Raw genomic sequence first — 22648 nt, forward strand, 5'->3', positions numbered from 1 at the left:
CGGGCCCCGGATCAAGTCCGGGGTGACGAAATTCAGTGCGCCTCTTTCAGCGTTTCCATGATCTCGGTCAGCACCCCGTTCATATCCCTGGGGTGCACGAAAAAGATTGGCGTGCCATGCGCACCGATACGCGGTTCGCCCAGCACCCTCTTGCCCAACTTCTCGAACCAGGCCTTGGCTGCATGAATGTCCGGCACTTCGTAGCACATATGGTGCTGTCCACCGGCCGGGTTCTTGGCGATGAAGCCATGGATGGGCGAGTTTTCGCCCAGCGGCTCGATCAGCTCGATCTGCGTGCCATGGGTGCCATTTTCACCCGGCGTATCGACGAAACACACCTTCACCCCCTGCGCGGGCAGGTCGAACGGTTCATGCACGATCGCCGCGCCCATCACGTCGCGATAATAGGCAAGGCTCGCCTCCAGCGAAGGCGTCGCGATCCCGATATGGTTGAGACGGCCGAGTTTCATCACTTCATCCTATCCTCGTCATTCCCGCGCAGGCGGGAATCCATCTCCCAAGCCATCTCCAAGGGTGAGGTCTGGAGATGGATCCCCGTCTTCACGGGGATGACGTCATTGCTCAAAGCGGAATATTGTCATGCTTCTTCCACGGGTTCTCCAGCGCTTTGTTCTTGAGCTTGCGCAGGCCCAGCGCAATCCGCTTCCGCGTCGAATGCGGCTGGATCACCTCGTCGATGAAGCCCTTGCTCGCCGCGACGAACGGGTTGGCGAAGCGGTCCTCATATTCCTTGGTCTTCTCGGCGATCTCGTCCGCCGTCTTGCCCCGGAAAATGATCTCCACCGCGCCCTTCGCGCCCATTACCGCGATTTCCGCGGTCGGCCAGGCATAGTTCAAATCGCCGCGCAGATGCTTTGAACTCATGACGTCATAGGCGCCGCCATAGGCCTTGCGCGTGATGACGGTGATTTTGGGCACGGTCGCTTCGGCATAGGCGAACAGCAGTTTCGCGCCATGCTTGATGATGCCGCTATGTTCCTGCGCCGTCCCCGGCAGGAAGCCCGGCACGTCCACGAAGGTCACGATCGGTATCTCGAACGCGTCGCAGAAGCGCACGAACCGCCCCGCCTTCTTGGACGAATTAATGTCCAGCACCCCTGCCAGCACCATCGGCTGGTTGGCGATGATGCCCACCGTCTTGCCCTCGACCCGGCCGAAGCCGCACAGGATATTCCCGGCATGGGCGGGCTGCACTTCGAAGAAATCGCCCTCGTCCACCACCTTGCGGATCAGTTCGTGCATATCATAGGGCTGGTTGGCATTGGCCGGGATCAGCGTGTCCAGGCTCGGTTCGATCCGGTCCCACGGGTCCGCGCTCGGCCGTTCGGGCACCGGCTCTTTGTTGGACGCGGGCAGGAAGTCCACGAAATCGCGGGTCGCCAGCAAAGCCTCGATATCATTTTCGAACGCCACGTCCGCCACGCCGGACTTGGTCGTATGCGTCACCGCGCCGCCCAGTTCCTCCTGCGTGACGACTTCGTTCGTCACCGTCTTGACCACATCCGGCCCGGTCACGAACATGAAGCTGCTGTCCTTCACCATGAAGATGAAGTCGGTCATGGCGGGTGAATAGACCGCCCCGCCCGCGCATGGCCCCATGATGACGCTGATCTGCGGCACCACGCCGCTGGCCAGCACATTGCGCTGGAAAATCTCGGCATAGCCCGCCAGCGACGCGACGCCTTCCTGAATGCGCGCGCCGCCGCTGTCATTCAGGCCGATGACCGGCGCGCCGACCTTCAGCGCCATATCCATGATCTTGCAGATCTTCATCGCGTGCCGTTCCGACACCGCGCCGCCATAGACGGTGAAATCCTGGCTGAACACGAACACCAGCCGGCCGTTGATCGTGCCCGATCCGGTGACGACCCCGTCGCCCGGAATATGCTGCGCATTCATGTCGAAATCGACGCAATTATGCTCGACATACATGTCCAGCTCTTCGAAGCTGTCCTCGTCCAGCAGCACGTCCAACCGCTCCCGCGCGGTCAGCTTGCCCTTTCCGTGCTGGGCGTCGATCCGCCGCTGTCCGCCGCCAAGGCGCGCAGCCTCCCGCTTGGCTTCCAGCTGTTCGATGATGGCGAGCTTCGACATTCCTACATCTCTCCCATGTGCGGCAGCGGCCGCCTTGCCCTTCCCCTACCCAGCCCCAAGCCCAGTTCGCAAATGTAAATTTGCTAATTTGCAAATCGCGACTTCGCAAATTAGGAACGGAGTTCAGCGCCGTTCCGGACTCCGGCGAAGGCCGGGGTCCAGTAATCGAACGCGCAGGCAGGGAAGACTATATGGCACGCGGCAACCGCATCTTCGCAGGTCCTCGCCTGCGCCAGCTTCGTCTGGACCATCGGATGGACCAGGCGACGATGGCGCAGGCACTGGGCATATCCGTATCCTATCTTTCGCAGATGGAAAATGACGATCGTCCCCTGACTGCCAAGGTCAAGGCCGCGCTCGCCAGCGCCTTCCCCACCGACTGGGCCAGTTTCGATAGCCGGGAGGAGGAGCAGCTCCTAGGCGCCTTCACCTATGCGCTGGGCCATCCCGAACTGCCGGGGAACCAGATGGAGCCGGAGCGGATCGAGAAACTGCACCTGCAATTCCCCGAATTCGCGGCGCGCTATGTCGATCTCTACAATGCGCATATGCGTGCCAACGAACGCATCAACATGATCGAGGAGGCGATCGCCAACGATCATGAGGTGCAGGCCCGCCTTCCATGGGAAGCCGCCCGCGACTGGTTCCATGAGGCCGGCAACTATGTCCACGCGCTCGACTGCCTGGCCGAGGAGATGGCGGAAAGCTTCACCCAGGGGCAGGTGCTGGACGAAGGCATGCTGGTGGAGGCGCTGGCCCGTCGCCATGGCATCGAGACGTTGATCGCCGATACCCCCGACAGCGCGCTGCGGGCCTATCGCCCGGCGGAACGCAAGCTGTTCATCAACGCGGCGCTGCCGACCGAAAGCCGCAAGTTCATGCTCGCCCATCAATTGATGATGCTGGAGGGGCAGGCGGTGATCGCCGACGTGGTGAAGAAAGCCGCCCTGCCGGTTCCCGGCGCCGACCGATTGCTGGCGATCGGCCTTGGCAATTATGCGGCGGGCGCGCTGCTGCTGCCCTATGCCGCCTTTCGCGAAGCGGCGCGGACGATGCGCCACGATATCGATCGGATCGCCCGGACTTTCGGCGTCAGCTTCGAACAGGCCTGCCATCGCCTCTCCACGCTGCAACGGCCCGGCCTGCGGGGCATCCCCTTCTTTTTCTGTCGCGTCGACATGGCCGGTAACATCACCAAGCGCCACAGCGCCACCCGCCTGCAATTCGCCCGCTTCGGCGGCGCCTGCCCGCTCTGGAACGTTCATGAGGCAGTGGCCGTCCCCGACCGCATCAACGTCCAGCTCGGCGAAACGCCCGACGGCGTGCGCTATGTGTCCATGGCCAAGGGGTTGGTGAAACCCTCGGGCAGCTACAAGCGCACCCCGCGCCGCTATGCCGTGGTGCTGGGCTGCGAAGTCGCCCATGCCGCCAACTTCGTCTATGCCGATGGCCTGCATCTGGCGGAGGAAGGCGCAGCGACCCCGATCGGCATCACTTGCCGCCTGTGCCCCCGCCAAAGCTGTGACCAGCGCGCCTTCCCGCCGGCCGACCGCCCCATCCATGTCGACCCGGACAATCGCCAGATCGTGCCTTACTGGATCGGGTGAGAAGCATCCGGCGCGGCCTCGTCTTTCGGCAGAGCGGCAGGCGGGCCGGTCAGGTCCAGCACTTCATAGCCGCCGATGGCATAACGGCGGCGAATCAGGCTTCCATTACCCTGCGAATAGGCACTCCGGCGCGTAAAACGTTCGACACGATATCGCCCTTGGCCTGCCCCGGATTCATCGACTACCGAGGAGTATCGACGCGCCGCAACCTGCGCCAGCGCCGGCGCTGCCCATTGCGCGTTTGTGGAACCTCGCAAAATCTCGACATCGTCCGTTTGCCCGTCAGGCCGGATCCAAAAGCCGATGTCCGCCCATGCGGTGGGATCGAAATCGGATCCCGTTCTCTGTACCGCAGTCGTCAGATCGAACTTGCCCGCGATTGCGTTCACCGCTTCTGTCACACTCTTCTCATAGGTCGGAGAGAGGATCAGGACAGGTTCCGGGCCTTGTGGGCCGATCGCGGCCAACATCTTGTCGATTTCCTTTCCATCCGCCTTGCGGGCCGCAATTCGTAGGCGAAGCACTTGTAAAGCGGTCCTGAAACCGGGTTGCTGCGCCAATGGCCGTCTTTCCAGTTCAGCCAGTTTGGCCGCGACCTCCTGATTACGCCCCATGGCATTGAGCAGCCATATCCGTTTCATCCCAGCCAGCATGGCGGTACGGTCCTGCCCAGCCGTCAATGAGGATGTCTCCACACCACGAAAGGTAATCTCAGCCTGCCGATAATTGTCGATCTTCATCCACATATCGCCCAAAGCCGTCGATGCGCTAATGTTCGCCACATCGTCAGCGGGCAAATAATTGCGTAGCGTCTGCACCTGATTACGCACCGCACGTTGATAGTTATTCCTGTCGCCATCGTGCAGGGCGACGGTAGCATAGGCTTCATAAATGGCCGCAACGGCGCGGGGCGCTTCGGCGGCATGCCGCTTGTTTCTCGCCGCCGCCGCCGCCAACAGCTTCTTGGCAGCCAGATACGCCCCATCGCGGAAATCGACCTCTGCCAGCGCGATCGTGGCCTGCGCATCGCGCAACGGTGTGCAGCCACCTTTTGCGCATTCAGCCTGGACTTCCCTCAAACGTTGTCCCGTCACGACAATATCGCTGGGAAACTGTAAGAAAAGCAAAAGGCCGATCATCTGCATCACTCCATCAGTCTATTGGAAGACTGTATGATGCGCAGAGGCAGGACAAGGAGAAATGTCTATCCATCGATGACCATCGCCTCATCCAGGAAATCCAGAAAAACCCGCACCCGCGCCGCGGCGCGATCCTCCGCGGCGTAGAGGGCGTGGATATCCTCGCCGTCGCCAGCATTATAATCGGCCAGCACCTCGACCAGCCGCCCCTCGCGCAGGTCGCGCGCGACGTGGAAACGGCCATGTCGCGCAATCCCCGCGCCCGCGACCGCCATGTGCCGCACCACCTCGCCCGAATTCCCGAAGAAGCGCCCCTGCGCCGGCCGCTGCACCAATTTCCCCTTCACCCGGAACGGCCAACTGTCCACCGACCGGCGGAAACTGAAGCGCAGGCAATCATGCGCCTCCAGATCGTCGGGGGTCGCCGGCGTCCCCCGTCGCGCCAGATAATCGGGACTTGCGACCAGTAGCATGCGGCTGTGCCCCAGCTTCTTGGCGCGCAGGCTGGTGTCGCGCAGCGGCCCGATGCGGATGGCGATGTCCGCCCGCTCCTCGACCAGGTCGATGATATCGTCCGTCAGCGTCAGGTCCACGTCTACCGCCGGATGACGTTCGCCGAACCGCGGCAGGATCGGGATCAGACACTCCATGCCGAACGAGGGCGAAGCGTTGATCCGCAGCAGCCCGCGCGGCCCTTCGCCCTCCATATGCAGGCTGCTTTCGGCGTCATGGATATCGCCGAATATCGCGGTCATCCGGTCGCGATAGACCTGGCCTTCCCGCGTCAGCGCCAGCGACCGGGTGGTCCGCCGCACTAGTGCCACGCCCAGTCGTTGCTCCAGGCGCGCGATCGACCGGCTGACCGCCGACGGGGTCAGGCGTAATGCCTTGGCTGCAGCGGCAAAGCTGCCCTCACCCGCCACCATCAGGAAAGTTTCGACGTCGCCGAACCGATTATCCATGATTTCAATTCACTTCTGAAGTGATGTCATTCCCTCTAATCATCAATAGGCAAATATCTATCTACCTGTCCAACTCGCTGTCTCATTCGAAAGGGAAAAGCTCATGGACCTGAAACTCACCGGCAAAACCGCCATCGTCACCGGATCGACCGCCGGCATCGGCCTCGCCATCGCCAGGCGCCTCGCGCAGGAAGGCGTTGCCGTCACCATCACCGGGCGAACCCAAGCCAAGCTGGACGCCGCCGCCGCCGATATCGGCCTGCCCGTCAACGCGGTCTTGGCCGATCCCGCCACGGCCGAAGGCGCAGCCGCGTTGATTGCCGCCGCCCCCGCGACCGACATCCTCGTCAACAATCTGGGCATTTACGAAGCCAAGGATTTCGCCGATATCACCGACGAAGACTGGCATCGTCTGTTCGAAGTCAATGTGGTGAGCGGCGCCCGCCTTTCCCGCCATTATTTCCCCAGGATGCTGGAAAACAATTGGGGTCGCATCCTCTTCATCGCCAGCGAAAGCGGCCTGCTGCCCCCGGCCGAGATGATCCATTATGGCATGACCAAGTCGGCGCAACTGTCCATCTCGCGCGGCCTTGCCGAACATACGCGCGGCACCGGCGTCACGGTCAATTCCGTCCTGCCCGGCCCGACCCGGTCGGAAGGGATCGTCGATTTCATTCGCTCCGTGGTGGAAAACAAGGACGCGCCGGAAGCCGAGCGCGAAGCGGAATTCTTCACGAAGCTGCGCCCGCTCTCGCTCATCAAGCGCCTGATCGAGGCGGATGAGGTCGGCGCGATGGTCGCCTATCTCGCCAGCCCGCTCGCTGCGGCCACCAACGGCGCGGCCGTCCGGGTCGAAGGCGGCATGGTGCCGACGATCGCCTGAACCACGCTATTGCCGTTCGTCCTGAGTAGCTCCTTCGACTGCCTGCCAAGGCAGGCGCTCAGGACAGGCACTGAGCGAAATCGAAATGGCGTATCGAAAGATCAGTGTTTCGATATGGGTCTTCGACAAGCTCAGCCCCTACTCAGCACGAATGGAGCAGTGACGATCCGCCTTGTGGTAACTGGCCCTGTCGCTCGTCTCATGCCTCCATTAGAGGTATATGATGAGCGACACGGACAGCCTTTCCCATATCGAAGACGCCCTGCTGAGCGAGGGCTATGCCCGCCTGTCCGGCGCGACGATGTTCGACAGGCTGGACATTGCCGAACCGGACTGGGCGGCCTTCGCGCAAAGCTGGAACGCTCTTGGTCCGGATCTCTACATGGCCGATGGTGGACGCTACCGCCGCCGCCGCCATGCCGCCTTCGCGCTGGAACAGGGGCGCTTCACGCGCAAGCCGCATCAGCCCCATTATCAGAGCCGCGACTATAATCCGCTGAACGGCGACGTACAGCGCTGGTTCGATCCGGTCGCGGACGACACGATCGACAGTCCCGTTCTCCGGGCCATCTTCGCCTTCTGTGCCGACAGTTTCGACCCGGCCGCCAAGGGCAATTGGCATGTCGAAATGCACCAGTTCCGGATCGAAGCGAAGCCGGACGAACAGGGGCGCCCGACGCCCGAAGGCATGCACCGCGACGGCGTGGACCATGTGCTGGTCATGCTGGTGGAGCGCCGCAATGTCCGCGAGGGCGTTACTCGCATCGGTGCGCCCGACGGCACGGCGCTGGGGGAATTCACACTAACGGATCCGGCCGACACGATGCTGATCGACGATCACCGCATCCTGCACGGCGTCACGGAAATTCATCCCGTCGATCCAGACGCGCCAGCCTGGCGCGACGCGCTGGTGGTGACATTTGTGGCCACCGCCTAACCCCTCACATCCGTTCAGTTCGAGCTTGTCGAGAACCACCAGCGCAGTGCTTCCCGCTTCTCGACAAGCTCGAAGCGAACGGATGCTATTTGAGAAGCACCAACTCTTCCGCCATGCTGGGGTGCAGCGCGACGGTGTCGTCGAAATCCTGTTTGGTCAGGCCTGCCTTCACCGCGATCGCGGCGGCCTGCAAAATCTCCGGCGCGTCCGGCCCGATCATGTGCAGCCCGACAACCTTGTTGGTCGTCGCATCCACGATCATCTTGTAAAGCGCCCGTTCCTGACGCCCGGCCAGCACATTCTTCATCGGCCGGAAATCGGATGTATAGACCTTCACCGTGCCATATTGGTTCTTAGCCTGCGCCTCGGTCAGGCCCACGCCGGCCAGCGGCGGATGGCTGAACACGGCCGACGGCACGCAGCTATAGTCCACCTTGCGCTTATTGTCGCCGAACACGGTATCGGCAAAGGCGTGACCTTCCCGGATCGCCACCGGCGTCAGTTGCAGCCGGTCGGTGACGTCGCCCACGGCATAGATGCTCTCGCAGCTCGTTTGGCTATAATCGTCGACCTTGATCGCGCCCTTCTCGGTCAACTCGACCCCGGCCGTCTCCAGCCCCAGCCCATCGACATGCGGCTTGCGGCCCGTAGCGAACAGCACGACATCGGCCGTCACCGGATCGCCGCCTTCGATATGAACGCACAGCGTCCCGTCTTCCTTCTTCTCGATCCGCTCCATCTTCGCGTTGAAGCGGAAATTGATTCCCTTCGTCATGCTGATCTGGAGCAGCCGGTCGCGGATCTGCTCGTCATAGCCGCGCAGCAGGTCGCTGCCGCGATTGATCATCGTGACATGGCTGCCGAACTGGTGGAAGATGCCGGCAAATTCATTGGCGATATAGCCGCCGCCCACGATCACGATCCGCTGGGGGCATTCGTCCAGATGGAACACTTCGTTACTGGTGATGCCATGTTCGGCGCCGTCCAGATCGGGGACGATCGGCCAGGCGCCGGTCGCCACCAGGATCACCTTGGCCGTCACCTCGCGCCCGCTGGCCAGCTTGATGCCATGCGGTCCGGTGATGGTCGCGCGCTCGCGGATCACTTCGACCTTATGGCTGCTCAGCGTATTGCCATACAGCCCCTCCAGCCGATCGACATCGGCCAGCACATTGTCGCGCAAGGTGGTCCATTCGAACCCGCATTCGGGCACGTCCCAGCCGAACCGGCGGGCGTCCTTCAGATCCTCGGCGAAATGCGCGCCGTAGATGAGCAGCTTCTTGGGCACGCAGCCGCGAATGACGCAGGTGCCGCCAACCCGAAATTCCTCGGCCACCGCAACCTTCGCGCCATGCGCCGCCGCGACGCGGGAAGCGCGCACGCCACCCGATCCTGCACCGATGACGAAAAGGTCGAAATCATATCCGCTCATGCTTGGCCTCCGCTTATCGAGGCGGGATATGGCGGGTGTAGGCGCTAGTTACAAATGGGAATCTTCTTCCCATTGCTTTCACTACCCCCGTTCGTTTCGAGCGTGTCGAGAAACGGAAGCGCTGCACTGGCGTTTCCCGACTTCGCTCGAAACGAACGGCCGTGTTGGTTACTCGCCGTTCAGCGCCAACTCGATCAGCGCCATGGTCGACGGGTCGAAGCCGGTCGGTCCGTTGGCCTCGATCGACTTGGCGATTTCCTTGCCCAGTTCCACGCCAAACTGGTCGAAGGGATTGATCCCCATCAACACGGCATTGGCGAAGGTGCGATGCTCATAGAAAGCGATCAGCGCGCCCAGCGCTTCGGGGGTCACATCGTCCAGCAGGATGGTGGTCGATGGCCGGTTGCCGGGATAGGCGCGCGCCGGATCGTCCGCATTCTCCTTGCCGCGCAGCAACGCCGCGCCCTGCGCGAAGCAGTTGACCAGCAGCGCGCGGTGATGCGCCGGGTCCAGCACATGGCCCGGTTCGATCGAGGCAATAAACTCGACCGGAGAAATCACCGTACCCTGATGCAGCAGTTGGAACACCGCATGCTGCGCGTCGGTGCCCACCCCGCCCCAAGTGATCGGCGCGGTCGGTCCCACGACCGGCTGATTGTCGCGGGTCACGCTCTTGCCGTTGCTCTCCATCTCCAACTGCTGGAGATAGGAGGGCAGCAGCGCCAGCCGCTCATCATAAGCGAACAGCGCGCGGGTCTGATAGCCTTCCACCCGTGCATAATATTGATCGACGAAGGCGGCGATCAGCGGCGCATTCTGGGCCAGCGGAGACAGGCGGAAATGGCGATCCATCGCCGCCGCACCTTCCAGCAGGCTTTCGAACGCGTCCCAGCCCAGCGCCATCGCAGCCGGGAAGCCGATGGACGACCAGAGCGAATAACGCCCGCCCACGCTTTCGGCAAAGGGCAGGATGCGTGTTTCGTCCACGCCCCATTCCATCGCCTTTTCCGGCGCGGCAGTCAGTGCGATCACCTTGCCATAGGGGTCGTCCACGCCGGCCTCGACCATCCAGTTGATCGCGCTCGCCGCGTTCAGCATCGTCTCACTGGTGGTGAAGGTTTTGGATGCGATCGCGATCAGGGTCGTGTGCGGATCGAACCCTTCCAGCGCCCGCTCCAGCGCGGTGCCATCCACATTGGACACGATCGCCACGTCATAGCGCACGCCATCGCCGTCCAGCGCATCGACGATCAGCTTGGGGCCAAGCGCGGATCCGCCGATGCCGATATGCAGGATATGGCGGACTTCGCCCAGCGCGCCCGCCTCGATCGCGTCGACCAGGCCGCGCATCCGCTGATGCAGCATCTTGGCATGGGCGACGCTGTCGGCATTGCCCTCGCCGCGTTCGGCGGGATGTTCGGCGGCGCGGCCTTCGCTGTTGTTGACAGCCTGCCCGGCGAACAGCGCGTCGCGCCATCCGGCAAAATCCTGCTCCTGCGCCAAGCCAAGGAAACCGGCCAGCAGATCGTCGGTCAGATGGGTCTTCGACCAGTCGAACCGGATCGGTCCCTGGCTCAGCACCAGCTTGGACAGGCGATCGGCATCGGTGGTGAAAATGGATTTGAGGTCGGCTTTGGGCAGCGCCGCGATGGCGGCCAAAGAACTCGGCTGTGCAGGGCTGGTCATGCAATTTCCTCTATGACGTTGGTCGATATCGACGCTGCACCGGTCGATTCCCGCTATGCTTAGCCCAAAGCGGCGCGCTTTGCATCGGCAAGGACCGCTTGACGCGTCCTGTAACAGGCTCCACAAGCCGCCTCGGCCGCTTTATCGGCTCATGTAAGGGACCAGACGACATTCCATGACTGCCAAATCGGAAACGCGGGACTTTCTCTGGTTTCTCGCCAAGCTCGGGCTGTTCGTCTTCATCCTGCGCAGCTTCATCATTTCGCCGTTCAACATTCCGTCGGAATCCATGCAGCCGCGCCTGCTGATCGGCGACTATCTGCTGGTGGCCAAATGGCCCTATGGCTATTCGCGCTATTCGCTGCCGTTCAGCATTCCGCTGATCCCCGGCCGCATCCTGGCGTCCACGCCGGAGCGTGGCGACGTGGTGGTGTTCAAGGCGCCACCGACGCAGAAGAACGACTATATCAAGCGCGTGATCGGCCTGCCCGGTGACATGATCGCGGTGCGCGGCGGGACCGTCTATCTGAACGGACAGGCCATCCCCAAGCAGAAGGTCGCCGACCTCGTCATCCCGGTCACGCCAAACATGGTCGATGCCGCGACGAAAGAAGGCGCGCCCTCCCCCTGCTATCGCCCCGATTTCGAGGAAGCGGCCCCCGATAGCGGCAAACAATGCCGCTATCCGCAGTTCCGCGAGACGCTGCCCGGCGGGAAAAGCTACAATGTCCTCGACCTGCTGCCCGACGGCGCGGCTGACGATCGCGACACCGTGCTGGTGCCCCAAGGCCACCTCTTCATGATGGGCGACAATCGCGATCGCAGCGCCGACAGCCGCTTCCCGGCGGTCGAAGGCGGCGGCATCGGCCTCGTCCCCGAAGAAAATCTGGTGGGCAAGGCGGTAATTTCCGTTTTCTCGACCGACGGTAGCGCCAACTGGCTGCTGCCCTGGACCTGGTTCACCGCCGCGCGGTGGAGCCGGATCGGGGAAGGCTTTTGAGCAAGCCTGACACTGCATCCTGGCTGAAGGCCCTGATCGGCCGCGCACCGACCAACCCTACGCGATTCGAACAGGCGTTGACCCATGGCAGCGCCAAGGCGGTCAATTATGAGCGGCTGGAATTTCTGGGCGACCGGATCCTGGGCTTGCTGATCGGCGAATGGCTGTTCGACCGGTTCACCGACGAACCCGAAGGCAAGCTGTCGCGCCGTTTCAACGCGCTGGTGTCGGGCGAAACCTGCGCCGAAGTCGCGCGCACCGCCGGCGTCCCCATCCATCTGGTGCTGGGCAAGCAGGCGCGCGACGATGGTGCCGCCGACAGCGACAATGTGCTGGGTGACGTGATGGAGGCGCTGATCGGCGCGCTTTATCTGGAAGGCGGGCTGGAGGAAGCGCGCGCTTTGGTTCGCCGCTTGTGGGGCGACCGGGTCGATACCCAGACCAGCGCGCCGCGCCACCCCAAATCCTATCTTCAGGAATGGGCCGCCGCCAACAAGCGCAAGCCGCCCGAATATGTGCTGACCGACCGATCCGGGCCGCACCATGCCCTGCGCTTCACCGTGACCGTCTCGATCAAGGGCGCGGGCGAAGCGGTGGCGACGGGTGGATCCAAGCAGGAAGCGGAAACGGCAGCGGCCAAGGCCCTGCTGGAAAAACTGGCGGGTTAGGTCCAGCTTCCTCTCAAAGCATAAAAGGCCTACAACATCATCGTCATCCCGGGCTTGACCCGGGATCCCGGCTGTCGTCGGGATGACGAGCTCGCGATAGGCGAACGGAGTTTAATTTGGAAAGTTCTGAAGTGCAGTCATCCCAGCGCTGCGGCGTCATTGCCATCGTCGGCGCGCCCAATGCGGGCAAGTCCACGCTGGTGAATGCGCTTGTTGGGCAGAAGGTGGCGATCACCAGTCCCAAGGCGCAGACCACCCGCACCCGCGTGATGGGCGTCGCGATCGAGGGCGATGCCCAGTTGGTGCTGGTCGATACGCCCGGCGTCTTCGCGCCCAAGCGCCGGCTGGACCGCGCCATGGTGCAGGCCGCCTGGGGCGGCGCGCAGGGCGCGGACCTGATCGCGATGGTCATCGACGGCAAGGCGGGCCTTGGCCCCAAGCTGGAGCCGATCATCGAAGCGCTCAAGCATCGCACCGAACGCAAATGGCTGATCATCAACAAGGTGGATATCGCCACCAAGGAACGGCTGCTGGTCCACACGCAAAAGCTGAACGATCAATTGGGCTTCGACGAAATCTATTTCGTGTCCGCCGGGACCGGCGACGGCCTGCCCGAACTCAAGACCGCCTTTGCGAACGCCATGCCGGAAGGTCCGTGGCACTTCCCCGAGGATCAGGTGTCGGACGCCACCGACCGCATGCTGGCGGCCGAAATTACCCGCGAACAACTCTATCATCAGTTGCACGCCGAACTCCCCTATGCCGCCGCCGTCGATACCGAGCAGTATAAGGAGCGCGACGACGGTTCGGTCGAAATCCACCAGCAGATACTGGTCGGCCGCCCGACCCAGCGCGCGATCGTGCTGGGCAAGGGCGGGCAACGGCTGAAGGAAATCGGGTCGAAGGCCCGCGCCGAACTGGCCAATCTGCTGGGCGTGAAGGTTCACCTCTACCTCCACGTCAAGGTGAAGGAAGATTGGGAGGATGATCGCGGCATCTATCGCGATATCGGATTGGACTGGGTCGAATGACGACAGGCGAGATAAGGTAAATCCATCCTTTACCTTATCTCGTTACGGCCCCGTTGCATGGGTCCGAAGCAGAAAATCGTCTTTGCCGTCGGCGTCTCCGTTTTCGGGACGATCATCATCATGGCCATCGTGTCGGCCATCCCCGGCATGTTCATCCCGTTACGCTATTTCGGCGTCGGCATTTTCTGCTCGGGCAGCATATCGACCCCGGTCTGCGTGCTGCTCGTCCGCCAGGGTGAAGAAAATCGCCGGTTGCGTCAGGAACTGGAATTGCGCGTGGCCGAGCTGGCGCGGCTGGCCGACATTGACGGGCTGACCGGCCTGCTGAGCCGCAACGCCTTCTTGAACCGGGCGGGGCAGGTCCATCGGCAACCTGACAATTGGTATCTGCTGATCGACATCGATCATTTCAAACGCTTCAACGACGATCATGGCCATCAGACCGGCGATGCAGTGCTGCATGACGTGGCCCGTGCCATCGCCGATGCTCTGCGCCCGACCGACCTGTGCGGACGGCTGGGCGGCGAGGAATTTGCCGCCTGCCTGATCGACTGTAACGAGGATCAGGCAGAGCGACGGGCCGAGCTCGTGCGCATATCGATCCAGTCGCTGCGGGTCCGCGCGCCCACGGGCGGCACGGTCCGCGTCACCGCCAGCATCGGTCTGAGCGCGTCCGATCCGGCCCAGCCGATCGAGGCCAGCCTGCATCTGGCCGACCTCGCAATGTATGCCGCCAAGACGGGCGGTCGCAACCAGGTGCGCCGCGCCGCCTGAGCGGATTGCTTATTCGGCCGTTTCGGCCGGCGCAGCTTTCTTCTTAGCCGGTGCCTTCTTGGCAGCAGGCTTCTTGGCCGCGGGCTTCTTCTCAGCCGCATCCTTTTTGGGCGCGGCCTTCTTTTTGGCTGGGGCCTTCTTGCCCTTCTTCGCCGGTGCCGCTGCGGCGCGCGCGTCGATCAACTGCGCCGCTTCCTCCAGCGTCAGCTGGTCCTTGTCCACCGTCTTGGGCAGCGTCGCATTGGTCGTGCCATCGGTGACGTAGGCGCCATAACGGCCTTCCATCAGCTTGATCTCGGCCTCGGTACGCGGATGCGCGCCCAGTATCTTCAGCGGCTCGCGCCCGCCGCTCGACCGGCCGCCCCGGTTCGCCGCTTCGGCCAGCTTGACGACGGCGCTGTTCATGCCGACCTCGAAAATCTCGGCCGTATTCGCCAGACGCCCATATTTGCCGTCATGCAGCAGATAGGGGCCAAAGCGCCCGATATTGGCCACGATCGGCTTGCCCGTCTCCGGATGCAGGCCGACCTCACGCGGCAGGCTCAACAGCTTGACCGCCCAGTCCAGCGTCATCTCGCCATCGGGCAGATCCTTGGGAATGGAGCCACGCTTGGCCTCCTTGCCCTCTCCCATTTCGATATAGGGGCCGAAGCGGCCGGACTTCCTGACGATATCCTGCCCCGTTTCGGGATGCTGGCCCAGCACCTCCGGTCCGCTATCCGCACCTTCGCTGCCGCCCGGCTGACCGAATTTGCGGGTATATTTGCACTCCGGATAGTTGGAGCAGGCAATGAACGCACCGAACCGACCGCCACGCAGCGACAATTGCCCATCCGCGCACAGCGGGCAGGCACGCGGATTGCTGCCGTCTGCCTTGGGCGGAAACAGCATCGGCTCCAGAAACTTGTCCAGCTCCGCCGTGATGTCGGACGGCTTCTGCTCCATGATCTCGGCCGTCTTAGGCTTGAAATCGCGCCAGAAGGCTTCCAGCACGGCCTGCCACTGGGCACGGCCGCCGGAAATATCGTCCAGCTCGTCTTCCAGCCCCGCCGTGAAATCATAGGACACATAGCGTTCGAAGAAGCGTTCCAGAAACGCCGTCACCAGCCGTCCGCTTTCCTCGGCGAAGAAGCGGTTCTTCTCGATCCGCACATAGTCGCGGTCTTTCAGCACCTGAAGCGTCGACGCATAGGTGGACGGACGCCCGATCCCCAATTCTTCCAGGCGCTTGACTAGCGACGCTTCGGAATAGCGCGGCGGTGGCTGGGTGAAATGCTGATCGGCCGTGACCTTCTTCTTGGCCGGCGCATCTCCCTCGCTCATGCGCGGCAGCAGCTTGCTGTCGTCGTCATCGCTGTCGTCGCGACCTTCCTCGTACAGGGCGAGGAAGCCGGGGAAGATCACCACCTGTCCGGTGGCGCGCAGCGCATGCTGGCCGGTCTGTTCGACCAGATCGATCGTCGTGCGTTCCAGCCGCGCGGACGCCATCTGGCTCGCCAGCGCCCGCTTGAAGATCAGGTCGTACAGCCGCGCATGATCGCCGCTGCCCACCTTGTCGCGGTTGAACTCGGTCGGACGGATGGCCTCATGCGCTTCCTGCGCATTCTTCGCCTTGGTCTGATACTGGCGCGGCTTTTCGGGCAGGTAACCGCCGTCATAGCGTTCCGCGATAGCCTTGCGCGCGGCGGAAATGGCGCTGCCGTCCATCTGCACGCCGTCGGTACGCATGTAAGTGATCGCGCCGTCTTCATACAGCTGCTGCGCGATCCGCATCGTGTGGCTGGCGGAGAAACCCAGCTTGCGCGCAGCTTCCTGCTGCAAGGTCGACGTCGTGAACGGCGCAGGAGGATTGCGGCTGACCGGCTTCGTCTCGACCTTGTCGACGGTAAAGCGCCCGGCTTCCACATCGGCCTTGGCCGCCATGGCGTCGCCTTCCTTGCCGATGGTCAGGCGCTCGATCTTCTCGCCCTTCCAGCGGACGAGGCGCGCGGTGAAGCCCTGCCCGCCCTGCTCCATCTCGGCCGCGACCGACCAATATTCCTGCGGGGTAAAGCTCTCGATCTCACGCTCGCGCTCCACCACCAGCCGCAAAGCGACCGATTGCACACGACCGGCCGACTTCGCGCCAGGCAGTTTGCGCCACAGCACCGGCGACAGGGTGAAGCCCACCAGATAGTCGAGCGCGCGGCGCGCGCGGTACGCGTCGATCAGATCTTCGTCCAGCGCGCGGGGCTTGGCCATCGCGTCCAGCACTGCGGCCTTGGTAATGGCGTTGAACGTCACCCGCTCCACGACCGACGGCAGCGCCTTCTTGGCGCGCAGCACTTCCTGCACATGCCAGCTGATCGCTTCCCCTTCGCGATCAGGGTCAGTCGCCAGGATCAATCGCGTCGCCTTCTTGGACGCGTCGGCAATGGCTTTCAGCTGCTTGCCCTTGTCGCCATAATTTTCCCACGACATGGCAAAACCGTCGTCCGGGTCCACCGACCCGTCCTTGGCGGGCAGGTCGCGAATATGACCGTAGCTGGCGAGGACGTGGAAATCGCCGCCCAGATATTTCTCGATGGTCTTCGCCTTGGCGGGCGATTCGACGATGACAAGTTGCATTCAGGCCCCGGCTTGGAAATCTCTCACGTACACGCGCGAGTCTGTAGGGTGGTGGCGGGGCGCGTCAACCCAGTCATTACCGGACGCTATTCCCGCCTCAGGCAAAGATATCGGCCAGCGCGCTCTCGTCCGCGTCACCCGACAGCGTCAGATAGGCCAGAGTCCAGCATATGCCGCTCAGGATCGTCGCGCCGGCCGCCATCAGGTTGACGAGCATGTTGAACGGCAGCGAATCCAGACTTTGGTCGCCAATCATGACGGATATCAGCCCACCGACCAGGATCATGACGATCAGGAACGGTGTCCAGATCAGTAGACCCAGCCCCAATATCCGCCAGCGGTTGCCCTGCGTCAGCTGGCTGCTGCGCCCCATCGCCTCCGATACGCTCAGATCCTCGCGCAGCAGGGCCGGCAGGCCGACCGCCCAGCGAGCCAGCAGCATCAGCCCCGGCACGATCAGCAGGAGCAACCCGAAGATGACGGCCAGGTTGGTAAGCAGGCTGAAACCGAAAGCCGCACCGAAACGCGGCCTGATCGCGACGCCAGGCAACCGAGCCTGCAACGTGTGGAAAACCGCCAGCACCGACAGGAAGAACAGCGCGACATTGCCGATCATGTTGCCGGCCCGCGGCGCATAGGTGTCCACTGCGCCGCCCAGTGCCGCCATCACCAGCGCCATGGCGCCATAGCGACCGATATTGTCGGTTATCGCCACCATGGCGGCCGACAATGTCGCGCCAATATCCAGACGTTGTACAGCATCGCTCATGACAGGGATATCTTTCCTCCTGAATGACGGTCGGTCCGCCCCGCCAATTCCAGTTCCAGCAGCACCGTCTGCACCACGGCCGGCGACAGGCCGGACAGGCGGATGACTTCGTCGATCGGCACCGGCGCGGATCCCAGCAGGCCGATCACCGTCGCTCGCTCCTGTTCGGCTACATCGCTCGACACCGGTTGCCCGATAAAGTCGAAACTCTCCTGCCGCACCATGCGCGGGTCGATGCTGCCCACCGCTTCCAATATGTCGGCGGCATTCTGGATCAGGATCGCGCCGTCGCGGATCAACTGGTTGCATCCCTGCGCGCGCGGATCGAGCGGGGATCCCGGCACGGCCATCACCTCTCGCCCGGCCTCGGCCGCCAGTCGTGCGGTGATGAGCGAACCGGATTTCGGCGCCGCCTCCACCACCACCGTACCCAGCGCTAGTCCCGCGATGATGCGATTGCGCGCCGGGAAATGGCGGGCCAATGGCTGGGTACCGGGTGGATGCTCGGTCACGACCAGTCCCTGTCCGGCGATCTGTTCCTGAAGCGCGGCATTTTCCGGCGGGAAGGCGATGTCGATGCCGCATGCGATCACCGCGATCGTCCCGCTGTCGATCGACCCGCGATGCGCCTCCGTATCGATGCCGCGCGCCAGCCCGGACACGGTGATCGCACCGCGCTGCCCCAGATCCTGCGCCAGGCTGCGGGCGAAGCGGCAGGCGGCGGCCGACGCATTGCGCGCGCCGACGATGGCGATGCACTGCCCGGCGGCCAGCGCCGCATCGCCGCGCAGGATCAGCGCCGGCGGTGCCCCGTCGAACGCCTCCAGCAGCGCGGGATAATCGGCGTCGCCCATCAGCAGATAGCGGGCGCCCAGCGCGCGGCTTTGCGCGATTTCCTTTTCCACCGTGCCGGCATCGGCCACGGTTGCCCGCCCGCCGCCGCGCGCCGCCAGATCGGGAATGGCGCGCAGCGCTTCGGTTGCCGTACCGAAGCGGGCGAGCAATTGTCGATAGCTGACCGGACCGATCCGGGGGGAGCGGATGAGCCGCAGCCGGTCGAACCGCTCCCGCTCACTCATTCGGTGGCGGCGCCTTTGGAAGTGCCGATCTTGGGCTCCTCACCCTTCATCAGCCGGCCGATATTGGCGCGGTGGCGCCACAGCACGATCAGCGCAAGCGCGAGGGCGACCGGCACCAGGTCGATCCGCCCGAACGCCCACATGGCGATCGGCGCACTGATCGCCGCCGCCATGCCGCCGACCGACGACCATTTGGTCCCGAACAGTGCCGCCAGCCAAACCGCGGCGAAGATGCAGCCAGCCGGCCAGAACATCGCCGTCACCACGCCCATCATCGTCGCCACGCCCTTGCCCCCGGCAAAGCGCAGCCACACGGGATAGCAATGGCCGATAAAAGCCATGGCGCCTGCCATGGGTCCGCCACCATCGACCAGCCAGGCGCCGATCAGCACCGCCGCCGCGCCCTTGAGCAGGTCCAGCAGCAAGGTCGCTGCCGCCAGCCCCTTGCGCCCGGTGCGCAGCACATTGGTCGCGCCGATATTGCCCGACCCGATCTGCCGCAGGTCGCCGGCACCGGTGACACGGGTCAGGATCAGGCCAAAGGGGATGGAGCCGAGCAGATAGCCCAGCACGAGCACTAAAGCGGGAAGAAGCCAGGGAGGTGTCATGCAATTCGCCAGTAAATGTTGCACGCGACCATAGCGTGACAGACGCGCGGAGCAATGGGGTTAGGATGCGCTTAACGCACCCGCGCCGGATTGCCGACCACCGTTGCACCCGCAGGCACTTCGCGCGTCACGACGCTACCGGCACCGATGAGCGCATCGTCGCCAATGGACACGCCCGGCAGGATGATCGCCCCGCCTCCGATCCACACATTGCGCCCGATGCGGATCGGCCGGCCCCATTCGATCCCGGTGGCGCGCGCCGCGGGATCGCGCGGATGGTCGGCGGTCAATATCTGTACGCCTGTGCCGATCTGCGTGCCATTGCCGATCGTGACTTCCACCACGTCCAGGATGACGCAGTTGAAGTTCAGGAACACGCCATCGCCCAGAAAGATATTGAAGCCATAATCGCAATGGAAAGGCGGCCTGATGGTCGATCCCGCGCCCAGCTTGCCCAGCCGCTCGCGCAGTAGCGCCTCCCGCTCGGGTGGCAGGGTCGCGTTGAACCGCTGCATCCATTCCGCAGCCGCTAGCTGGTCCGCGATGATCTCCGCATCATTGGCATGATAGGGTTCCCCCGCGATCATCTTCTGCTTCATGCTGCGTTCGGCCATCATCATCTCCCTGATATGGATCGGCGAAGTGGCAGTCGGGCGGGTCATTTGCAAGCGCAGGGCGTTGACACTCCGCGTCCATGAAGCGACACAGCCAGCCATGACGGTCGCACCAGACGCTCCCATCCTCTTCTTCGATTCCGGCGTAGGGGGGCTATCCATCCTGGCCCCTGCCCGCGCGGCGTTGCCCACTGCCCGGATCGTCTATGCCGCCGACAGTGCTGGCTTCCCCTATGGTACGAAGAGCGAGGCGGAAATCGCCGCGCGCGTGCCCGCGCTTCTCGGCCGGCTGGTGGAACGCTATCGCCCGCGCCTCGCCGTCATCGCCTGCAACACGGCGTCCACCATCGCGCTCCAGCATGTCCGCGCCGCGCTCGATATACCCGTCGTCGGCACCGTTCCGGCGATCAAACCCGCCGCCCTGCTCTCCAAAAGCCGGGTCTTCGGCGTGCTCGGCACCGACGCCACCGTGCGCCAGCCCTATGTCGATCGCCTCGCGGCCGAACATGGCGCGGACTGTACCGTGCTGCGCCATGGCTCGGCTGCGCTGGTGCAACTGGCCGAAGCGAAGCTGCGTGGCGAACCGCTCGACCCGCAGGTCGCCCGCGATGCGCTCCATGGCCTCATCGACCAGCCGGGCGGCGACCGGATGGACATGGTCGTGCTGGCCTGCACCCATTTCCCTTTGGTCGAACAGGAACTGGCCGCCGCCGCACCCCACCCCATGGGCTTCGTCCATGGCGGCGAAGGCATCGCCCGGCGCATCCAATATCTGACCCAAGGCCAGCCCTGGCCCGACGCGCCAGCGCCCGGCATAGCGGTCTTCACCCGTGTCGATGAAAAGCAGGAAGCCTTACGCCCGACGCTCGCCAGCTATGGTCTCGATCGCATCGACGCGCTTTGAAAAGCCATGGGCCTTTTGTCCAATGGCCAAAGGGTTCGATCAGTCTGATAGGTATTTCCCCCTAAAGTTGCGAGCGGTTATCGCTGGTAATGACGGGAATGCGCGGTTAAATGCGGCATCGGCAGAGGATGGCGCAGCGATAAAAATGACGCGCGCGAATGAAACGGGAAGAAGCGTAGTGAACTACAAGCACATCTTTTCGCAGGCGATCGACCGGCTCCATGAAGAAGGTCGCTATCGCGTGTTCATCGACATCCTGCGCAATCGCGGGGCCTATCCCAACGCCCGCTGCTTCCACGGCCATAACGGGCCCAAGCCCATCACCGTCTGGTGTTCCAACGACTATCTCGCCATGGGTCAGCATCCCAAGGTCGTCGCCGCCATGGAGGAAGCGCTGCACGATGTCGGCGCCGGCTCCGGCGGCACCCGCAATATCGGCGGCAACACCCATTATCATATCGATCTGGAAGGCGAACTGGCCGATCTGCATGGCAAGGAAGGCGCCCTGCTCTTCACCTCGGGCTATGTCTCGAACGAAGCGACTCTCTCCACGCTCGCCAAGCTGCTGCCCGGCTGCATCATCTTCTCGGACGAACTGAACCATGCCTCGATGATTGCGGGCATCCGCAATTCGGGCTGCGAAAAGCGCGTCTTCCGTCACAATGACGTCGATCATCTGCGTGAATTGCTGGCGGCCGAAGACCCCGAAGCGCCCAAGCTGATCGCCTTCGAAAGCGTCTATTCGATGGACGGCGACGTCGCGCCCATCGCTGCGATCTGCGATCTCGCCGACGAATATAACGCCCTCACCTATCTCGACGAAGTCCATGCCGTGGGCATGTACGGTGCGCGCGGCGGCGGCATTTCGGAACGCGACGATGTCGCCGACCGCCTGACCATCATCGAAGGCACGCTGGGCAAGGCGTTCGGTGTCATGGGCGGCTATATCGCGGCCGACCAGATGATCATCGACGTGATCCGCAGCTATGCGCCGGGCTTCATCTTCACCACCTCGCTGTCTCCGGTGCTGGTCGCCGGCGTTCTGGCGAGCGTGCGTCACCTCAAGGCGTCGAGCGAAGAGCGTGAAGGTCAGCAAGCCTCCGCCGCCAAGCTCAAGCAGTTGATGCGCGACGCCAGCCTGCCGGTGATGGACTCGGTCACGCATATCGTGCCGCTCATGGTGGGCGACCCGGTGAAGGCCAAGCGGATCAGCGACATTTTGCTGGCTGAATATGGCGCCTATGTGCAGCCGATCAACTACCCCACGGTCCCCCGCGGCACGGAGCGCCTGCGCTTCACCCCCGGCCCCGCACACACCGAAGAGATGATGCGCGACCTGGTGTCGGCGCTGGCGGAAATCTGGGATCGTCTGGAACTGGAAAAAACGGCGCGTCAGGCGGCGTAAGTTGGCGGGAGAGCTGGACTTTCCCTGCCCAACTTCCGTTCGTCCTGAGCCTGTCGAAGGGTGCGCTCTAACCTAGCCTTATTAATCCTGCCGATTGCGAGCGAGCAATTTCAATCGCCCCCAATCGCCATCGATCAAGGCTTGTTTCTTGGCGCGGCTCCATCCCTTGATCCTGCGTTCAGCAGCCAGTGCCTCATCCCGCGTCCCGAGAGATTCTGTCCAGACCAGAACCACCGGCCTGCGCGCAATAATATATCCGGGGATCAAACCTTGCTGATGTTGAGCGACGCGCGTTTCCAAATCCTCTGTATGGCCCGCGTAAAAAGACCCGTCGCCGCACCGAAGAAGATAAGCATGGAATGCCATGCCACATTCTATCCGCGGAGCGCGTCCTTCGACAAGCTCAGGACGAACGGATGTGGGTTCTG

At 63.3% G+C, this 22648-nt stretch carries 21 protein-coding genes; 9 read left to right on the top strand and 12 right to left on the bottom strand.

Annotated features, from left to right (window positions below; translation table 11 throughout):
* Positions 1-32: 32 nt before the first annotated feature.
* Together mce and F4U94_RS05155 are read right to left on the bottom strand one after the other, a co-directional pair.
* Positions 33-470 (bottom strand): methylmalonyl-CoA epimerase, encoded by a 438-nt coding sequence (gene mce / locus F4U94_RS05150; RefSeq protein ID WP_120250098.1) that lies wholly within the window; start codon positions 468-470, stop codon positions 33-35.
* 112 nt (positions 471-582) lie between these two features.
* Positions 583-2115: an acyl-CoA carboxylase subunit beta gene (locus F4U94_RS05155; RefSeq protein ID WP_150411856.1), complete on the bottom strand. Its 1533-nt coding sequence runs from the start codon at positions 2113-2115 to the stop codon at positions 583-585.
* Positions 2116-2306: 191 nt separating this feature from the next.
* Here F4U94_RS05155 and F4U94_RS05160 point away from each other — a divergent pair, with 191 nt between their 5' ends.
* Positions 2307-3722: a helix-turn-helix domain-containing protein gene (locus F4U94_RS05160; protein WP_120250096.1), complete on the top strand. Its 1416-nt coding sequence runs from the start codon at positions 2307-2309 to the stop codon at positions 3720-3722.
* Here the strand turns inward: F4U94_RS05160 and F4U94_RS05165 are convergent.
* Together F4U94_RS05165 and F4U94_RS05170 are read right to left on the bottom strand one after the other, a co-directional pair.
* Positions 3707-4861 (bottom strand): hypothetical protein, encoded by a 1155-nt coding sequence (locus F4U94_RS05165; protein WP_120252060.1) that lies wholly within the window; start codon positions 4859-4861, stop codon positions 3707-3709. The two genes, F4U94_RS05160 and F4U94_RS05165, sit on opposite strands and share 16 nt — an antisense overlap.
* A gap of 65 nt (positions 4862-4926) precedes the next feature.
* Positions 4927-5823 (bottom strand): LysR family transcriptional regulator, encoded by an 897-nt coding sequence (locus F4U94_RS05170; protein ID WP_150411857.1) that lies wholly within the window; start codon positions 5821-5823, stop codon positions 4927-4929.
* 103 nt (positions 5824-5926) lie between these two features.
* Here F4U94_RS05170 and F4U94_RS05175 point away from each other — a divergent pair, with 103 nt between their 5' ends.
* Positions 5927-6706: an SDR family NAD(P)-dependent oxidoreductase gene (locus tag F4U94_RS05175; RefSeq protein ID WP_120250095.1), complete on the top strand. Its 780-nt coding sequence runs from the start codon at positions 5927-5929 to the stop codon at positions 6704-6706.
* Between the two features lie 223 nt (positions 6707-6929).
* Positions 6930-7643, top strand: coding sequence for a 2OG-Fe dioxygenase family protein (locus tag F4U94_RS05180; protein WP_120252059.1), 714 nt, complete (start codon positions 6930-6932; stop codon positions 7641-7643).
* A gap of 85 nt (positions 7644-7728) precedes the next feature.
* Here F4U94_RS05180 and gor read toward each other — a convergent pair whose 3' ends face one another.
* Positions 7729-9075, bottom strand: a complete 1347-nt coding sequence (gor, locus tag F4U94_RS05185) for a glutathione-disulfide reductase (RefSeq protein ID WP_120250094.1) — start codon at positions 9073-9075, stop codon at positions 7729-7731.
* Between the two features lie 168 nt (positions 9076-9243).
* Positions 9244-10761, bottom strand: coding sequence for a glucose-6-phosphate isomerase (gene pgi, locus F4U94_RS05190; protein WP_120250093.1), 1518 nt, complete (start codon positions 10759-10761; stop codon positions 9244-9246).
* A 175-nt stretch (positions 10762-10936) separates the two neighbouring features.
* On the opposite strand from pgi, the gene lepB reads away from it, so the two are divergent.
* From lepB to F4U94_RS05210, 4 genes are all read left to right on the top strand, one after another.
* Positions 10937-11761, top strand: a complete 825-nt coding sequence (lepB, locus tag F4U94_RS05195; protein ID WP_120250092.1) for a signal peptidase I — start codon at positions 10937-10939, stop codon at positions 11759-11761.
* Positions 11758-12429 (top strand): ribonuclease III, encoded by a 672-nt coding sequence (gene rnc, locus F4U94_RS05200; RefSeq protein ID WP_120250091.1) that lies wholly within the window; start codon positions 11758-11760, stop codon positions 12427-12429. Before lepB ends, rnc begins: the two co-directional genes overlap by 4 nt.
* Positions 12430-12545: 116 nt before the next feature.
* Positions 12546-13460, top strand: coding sequence for a GTPase Era (gene era / locus F4U94_RS05205; RefSeq protein WP_150411858.1), 915 nt, complete (start codon positions 12546-12548; stop codon positions 13458-13460).
* 57 nt (positions 13461-13517) lie between these two features.
* Complete coding sequence (locus tag F4U94_RS05210; RefSeq protein ID WP_120250090.1) at positions 13518-14234, top strand: GGDEF domain-containing protein; 717 nt, start codon at positions 13518-13520, stop codon at positions 14232-14234.
* Positions 14235-14243: 9 nt separating this feature from the next.
* On the opposite strand, the gene topA is transcribed toward F4U94_RS05210, so the two are convergent.
* From topA to F4U94_RS05235, 5 genes are all read right to left on the bottom strand, one after another.
* Positions 14244-16841 (bottom strand): type I DNA topoisomerase, encoded by a 2598-nt coding sequence (topA, locus tag F4U94_RS05215; RefSeq protein ID WP_120250089.1) that lies wholly within the window; start codon positions 16839-16841, stop codon positions 14244-14246.
* 97 nt (positions 16842-16938) lie between these two features.
* Positions 16939-17610, bottom strand: coding sequence for a glycerophosphoryl diester phosphodiesterase membrane domain-containing protein (locus tag F4U94_RS05220; RefSeq protein ID WP_120250088.1), 672 nt, complete (start codon positions 17608-17610; stop codon positions 16939-16941).
* Positions 17607-18689, bottom strand: a complete 1083-nt coding sequence (gene dprA / locus F4U94_RS05225) for a DNA-processing protein DprA (protein ID WP_120250087.1) — start codon at positions 18687-18689, stop codon at positions 17607-17609. Before dprA ends, F4U94_RS05220 begins: the two co-directional genes overlap by 4 nt.
* Positions 18686-19297 carry a glycerol-3-phosphate 1-O-acyltransferase PlsY gene (plsY, locus tag F4U94_RS05230; RefSeq protein ID WP_120250086.1) on the bottom strand — a complete coding sequence of 204 codons (612 nt, stop codon included), beginning with the start codon at positions 19295-19297 and terminating at the stop codon, positions 18686-18688. Before plsY ends, dprA begins: the two co-directional genes overlap by 4 nt.
* A gap of 71 nt (positions 19298-19368) precedes the next feature.
* A complete protein-coding gene (locus F4U94_RS05235) occupies positions 19369-19911 on the bottom strand; it encodes a sugar O-acetyltransferase (protein WP_197716447.1) in 543 nt (180 codons plus the stop codon).
* A 100-nt stretch (positions 19912-20011) separates the two neighbouring features.
* Between F4U94_RS05235 and murI the strand changes: the two genes are divergently transcribed.
* Together murI and hemA are read left to right on the top strand one after the other, a co-directional pair.
* The gene (gene murI / locus F4U94_RS05240) at positions 20012-20815 is read left to right on the top strand and encodes a glutamate racemase (RefSeq protein WP_120250085.1); all 804 of its coding nucleotides are present in this window, start codon (positions 20012-20014) and stop codon (positions 20813-20815) included.
* Positions 20816-20993: 178 nt separating this feature from the next.
* A complete protein-coding gene (hemA, locus tag F4U94_RS05245) occupies positions 20994-22220 on the top strand; it encodes a 5-aminolevulinate synthase (RefSeq protein WP_120252057.1) in 1227 nt (408 codons plus the stop codon).
* Between the two features lie 81 nt (positions 22221-22301).
* Here hemA and F4U94_RS05250 read toward each other — a convergent pair whose 3' ends face one another.
* Positions 22302-22586, bottom strand: a complete 285-nt coding sequence (locus tag F4U94_RS05250; protein WP_120250084.1) for a GIY-YIG nuclease family protein — start codon at positions 22584-22586, stop codon at positions 22302-22304.
* Between the last annotated feature and the right edge of the window lie 62 nt (positions 22587-22648).

It is taken from the genome of Sphingobium limneticum (assembly GCF_008710155.1).
Taxonomy (GTDB): Bacteria; Pseudomonadota; Alphaproteobacteria; order Sphingomonadales; family Sphingomonadaceae; genus Sphingobium; species Sphingobium limneticum.

Coding starts and splice junctions, on each gene's coding strand:
- mce (WP_120250098.1), bottom strand. CDS start 470: ATGAAACTCGGCCGTCTCAACCATATCGGGATCGCGACGCCTTCGCTG.
- F4U94_RS05155 (WP_150411856.1), bottom strand. CDS start 2,115: ATGTCGAAGCTCGCCATCATCGAACAGCTGGAAGCCAAGCGGGAGGCT.
- F4U94_RS05160 (WP_120250096.1), top strand. CDS start 2,307: ATGGCACGCGGCAACCGCATCTTCGCAGGTCCTCGCCTGCGCCAGCTT.
- F4U94_RS05165 (WP_120252060.1), bottom strand. CDS start 4,861: ATGATCGGCCTTTTGCTTTTCTTACAGTTTCCCAGCGATATTGTCGTG.
- F4U94_RS05170 (WP_150411857.1), bottom strand. CDS start 5,823: ATGGATAATCGGTTCGGCGACGTCGAAACTTTCCTGATGGTGGCGGGT.
- F4U94_RS05175 (WP_120250095.1), top strand. CDS start 5,927: ATGGACCTGAAACTCACCGGCAAAACCGCCATCGTCACCGGATCGACC.
- F4U94_RS05180 (WP_120252059.1), top strand. CDS start 6,930: ATGAGCGACACGGACAGCCTTTCCCATATCGAAGACGCCCTGCTGAGC.
- gor (WP_120250094.1), bottom strand. CDS start 9,075: ATGAGCGGATATGATTTCGACCTTTTCGTCATCGGTGCAGGATCGGGT.
- pgi (WP_120250093.1), bottom strand. CDS start 10,761: ATGACCAGCCCTGCACAGCCGAGTTCTTTGGCCGCCATCGCGGCGCTG.
- lepB (WP_120250092.1), top strand. CDS start 10,937: ATGACTGCCAAATCGGAAACGCGGGACTTTCTCTGGTTTCTCGCCAAG.
- F4U94_RS05210 (WP_120250090.1), top strand. CDS start 13,518: ATGGGTCCGAAGCAGAAAATCGTCTTTGCCGTCGGCGTCTCCGTTTTC.
- topA (WP_120250089.1), bottom strand. CDS start 16,841: ATGCAACTTGTCATCGTCGAATCGCCCGCCAAGGCGAAGACCATCGAG.
- F4U94_RS05220 (WP_120250088.1), bottom strand. CDS start 17,610: ATGAGCGATGCTGTACAACGTCTGGATATTGGCGCGACATTGTCGGCC.
- dprA (WP_120250087.1), bottom strand. CDS start 18,689: ATGAGTGAGCGGGAGCGGTTCGACCGGCTGCGGCTCATCCGCTCCCCC.
- plsY (WP_120250086.1), bottom strand. CDS start 19,297: ATGACACCTCCCTGGCTTCTTCCCGCTTTAGTGCTCGTGCTGGGCTAT.
- F4U94_RS05235 (WP_197716447.1), bottom strand. CDS start 19,911: ATGGCCGAACGCAGCATGAAGCAGAAGATGATCGCGGGGGAACCCTAT.
- murI (WP_120250085.1), top strand. CDS start 20,012: ATGACGGTCGCACCAGACGCTCCCATCCTCTTCTTCGATTCCGGCGTA.
- F4U94_RS05250 (WP_120250084.1), bottom strand. CDS start 22,586: ATGGCATTCCATGCTTATCTTCTTCGGTGCGGCGACGGGTCTTTTTAC.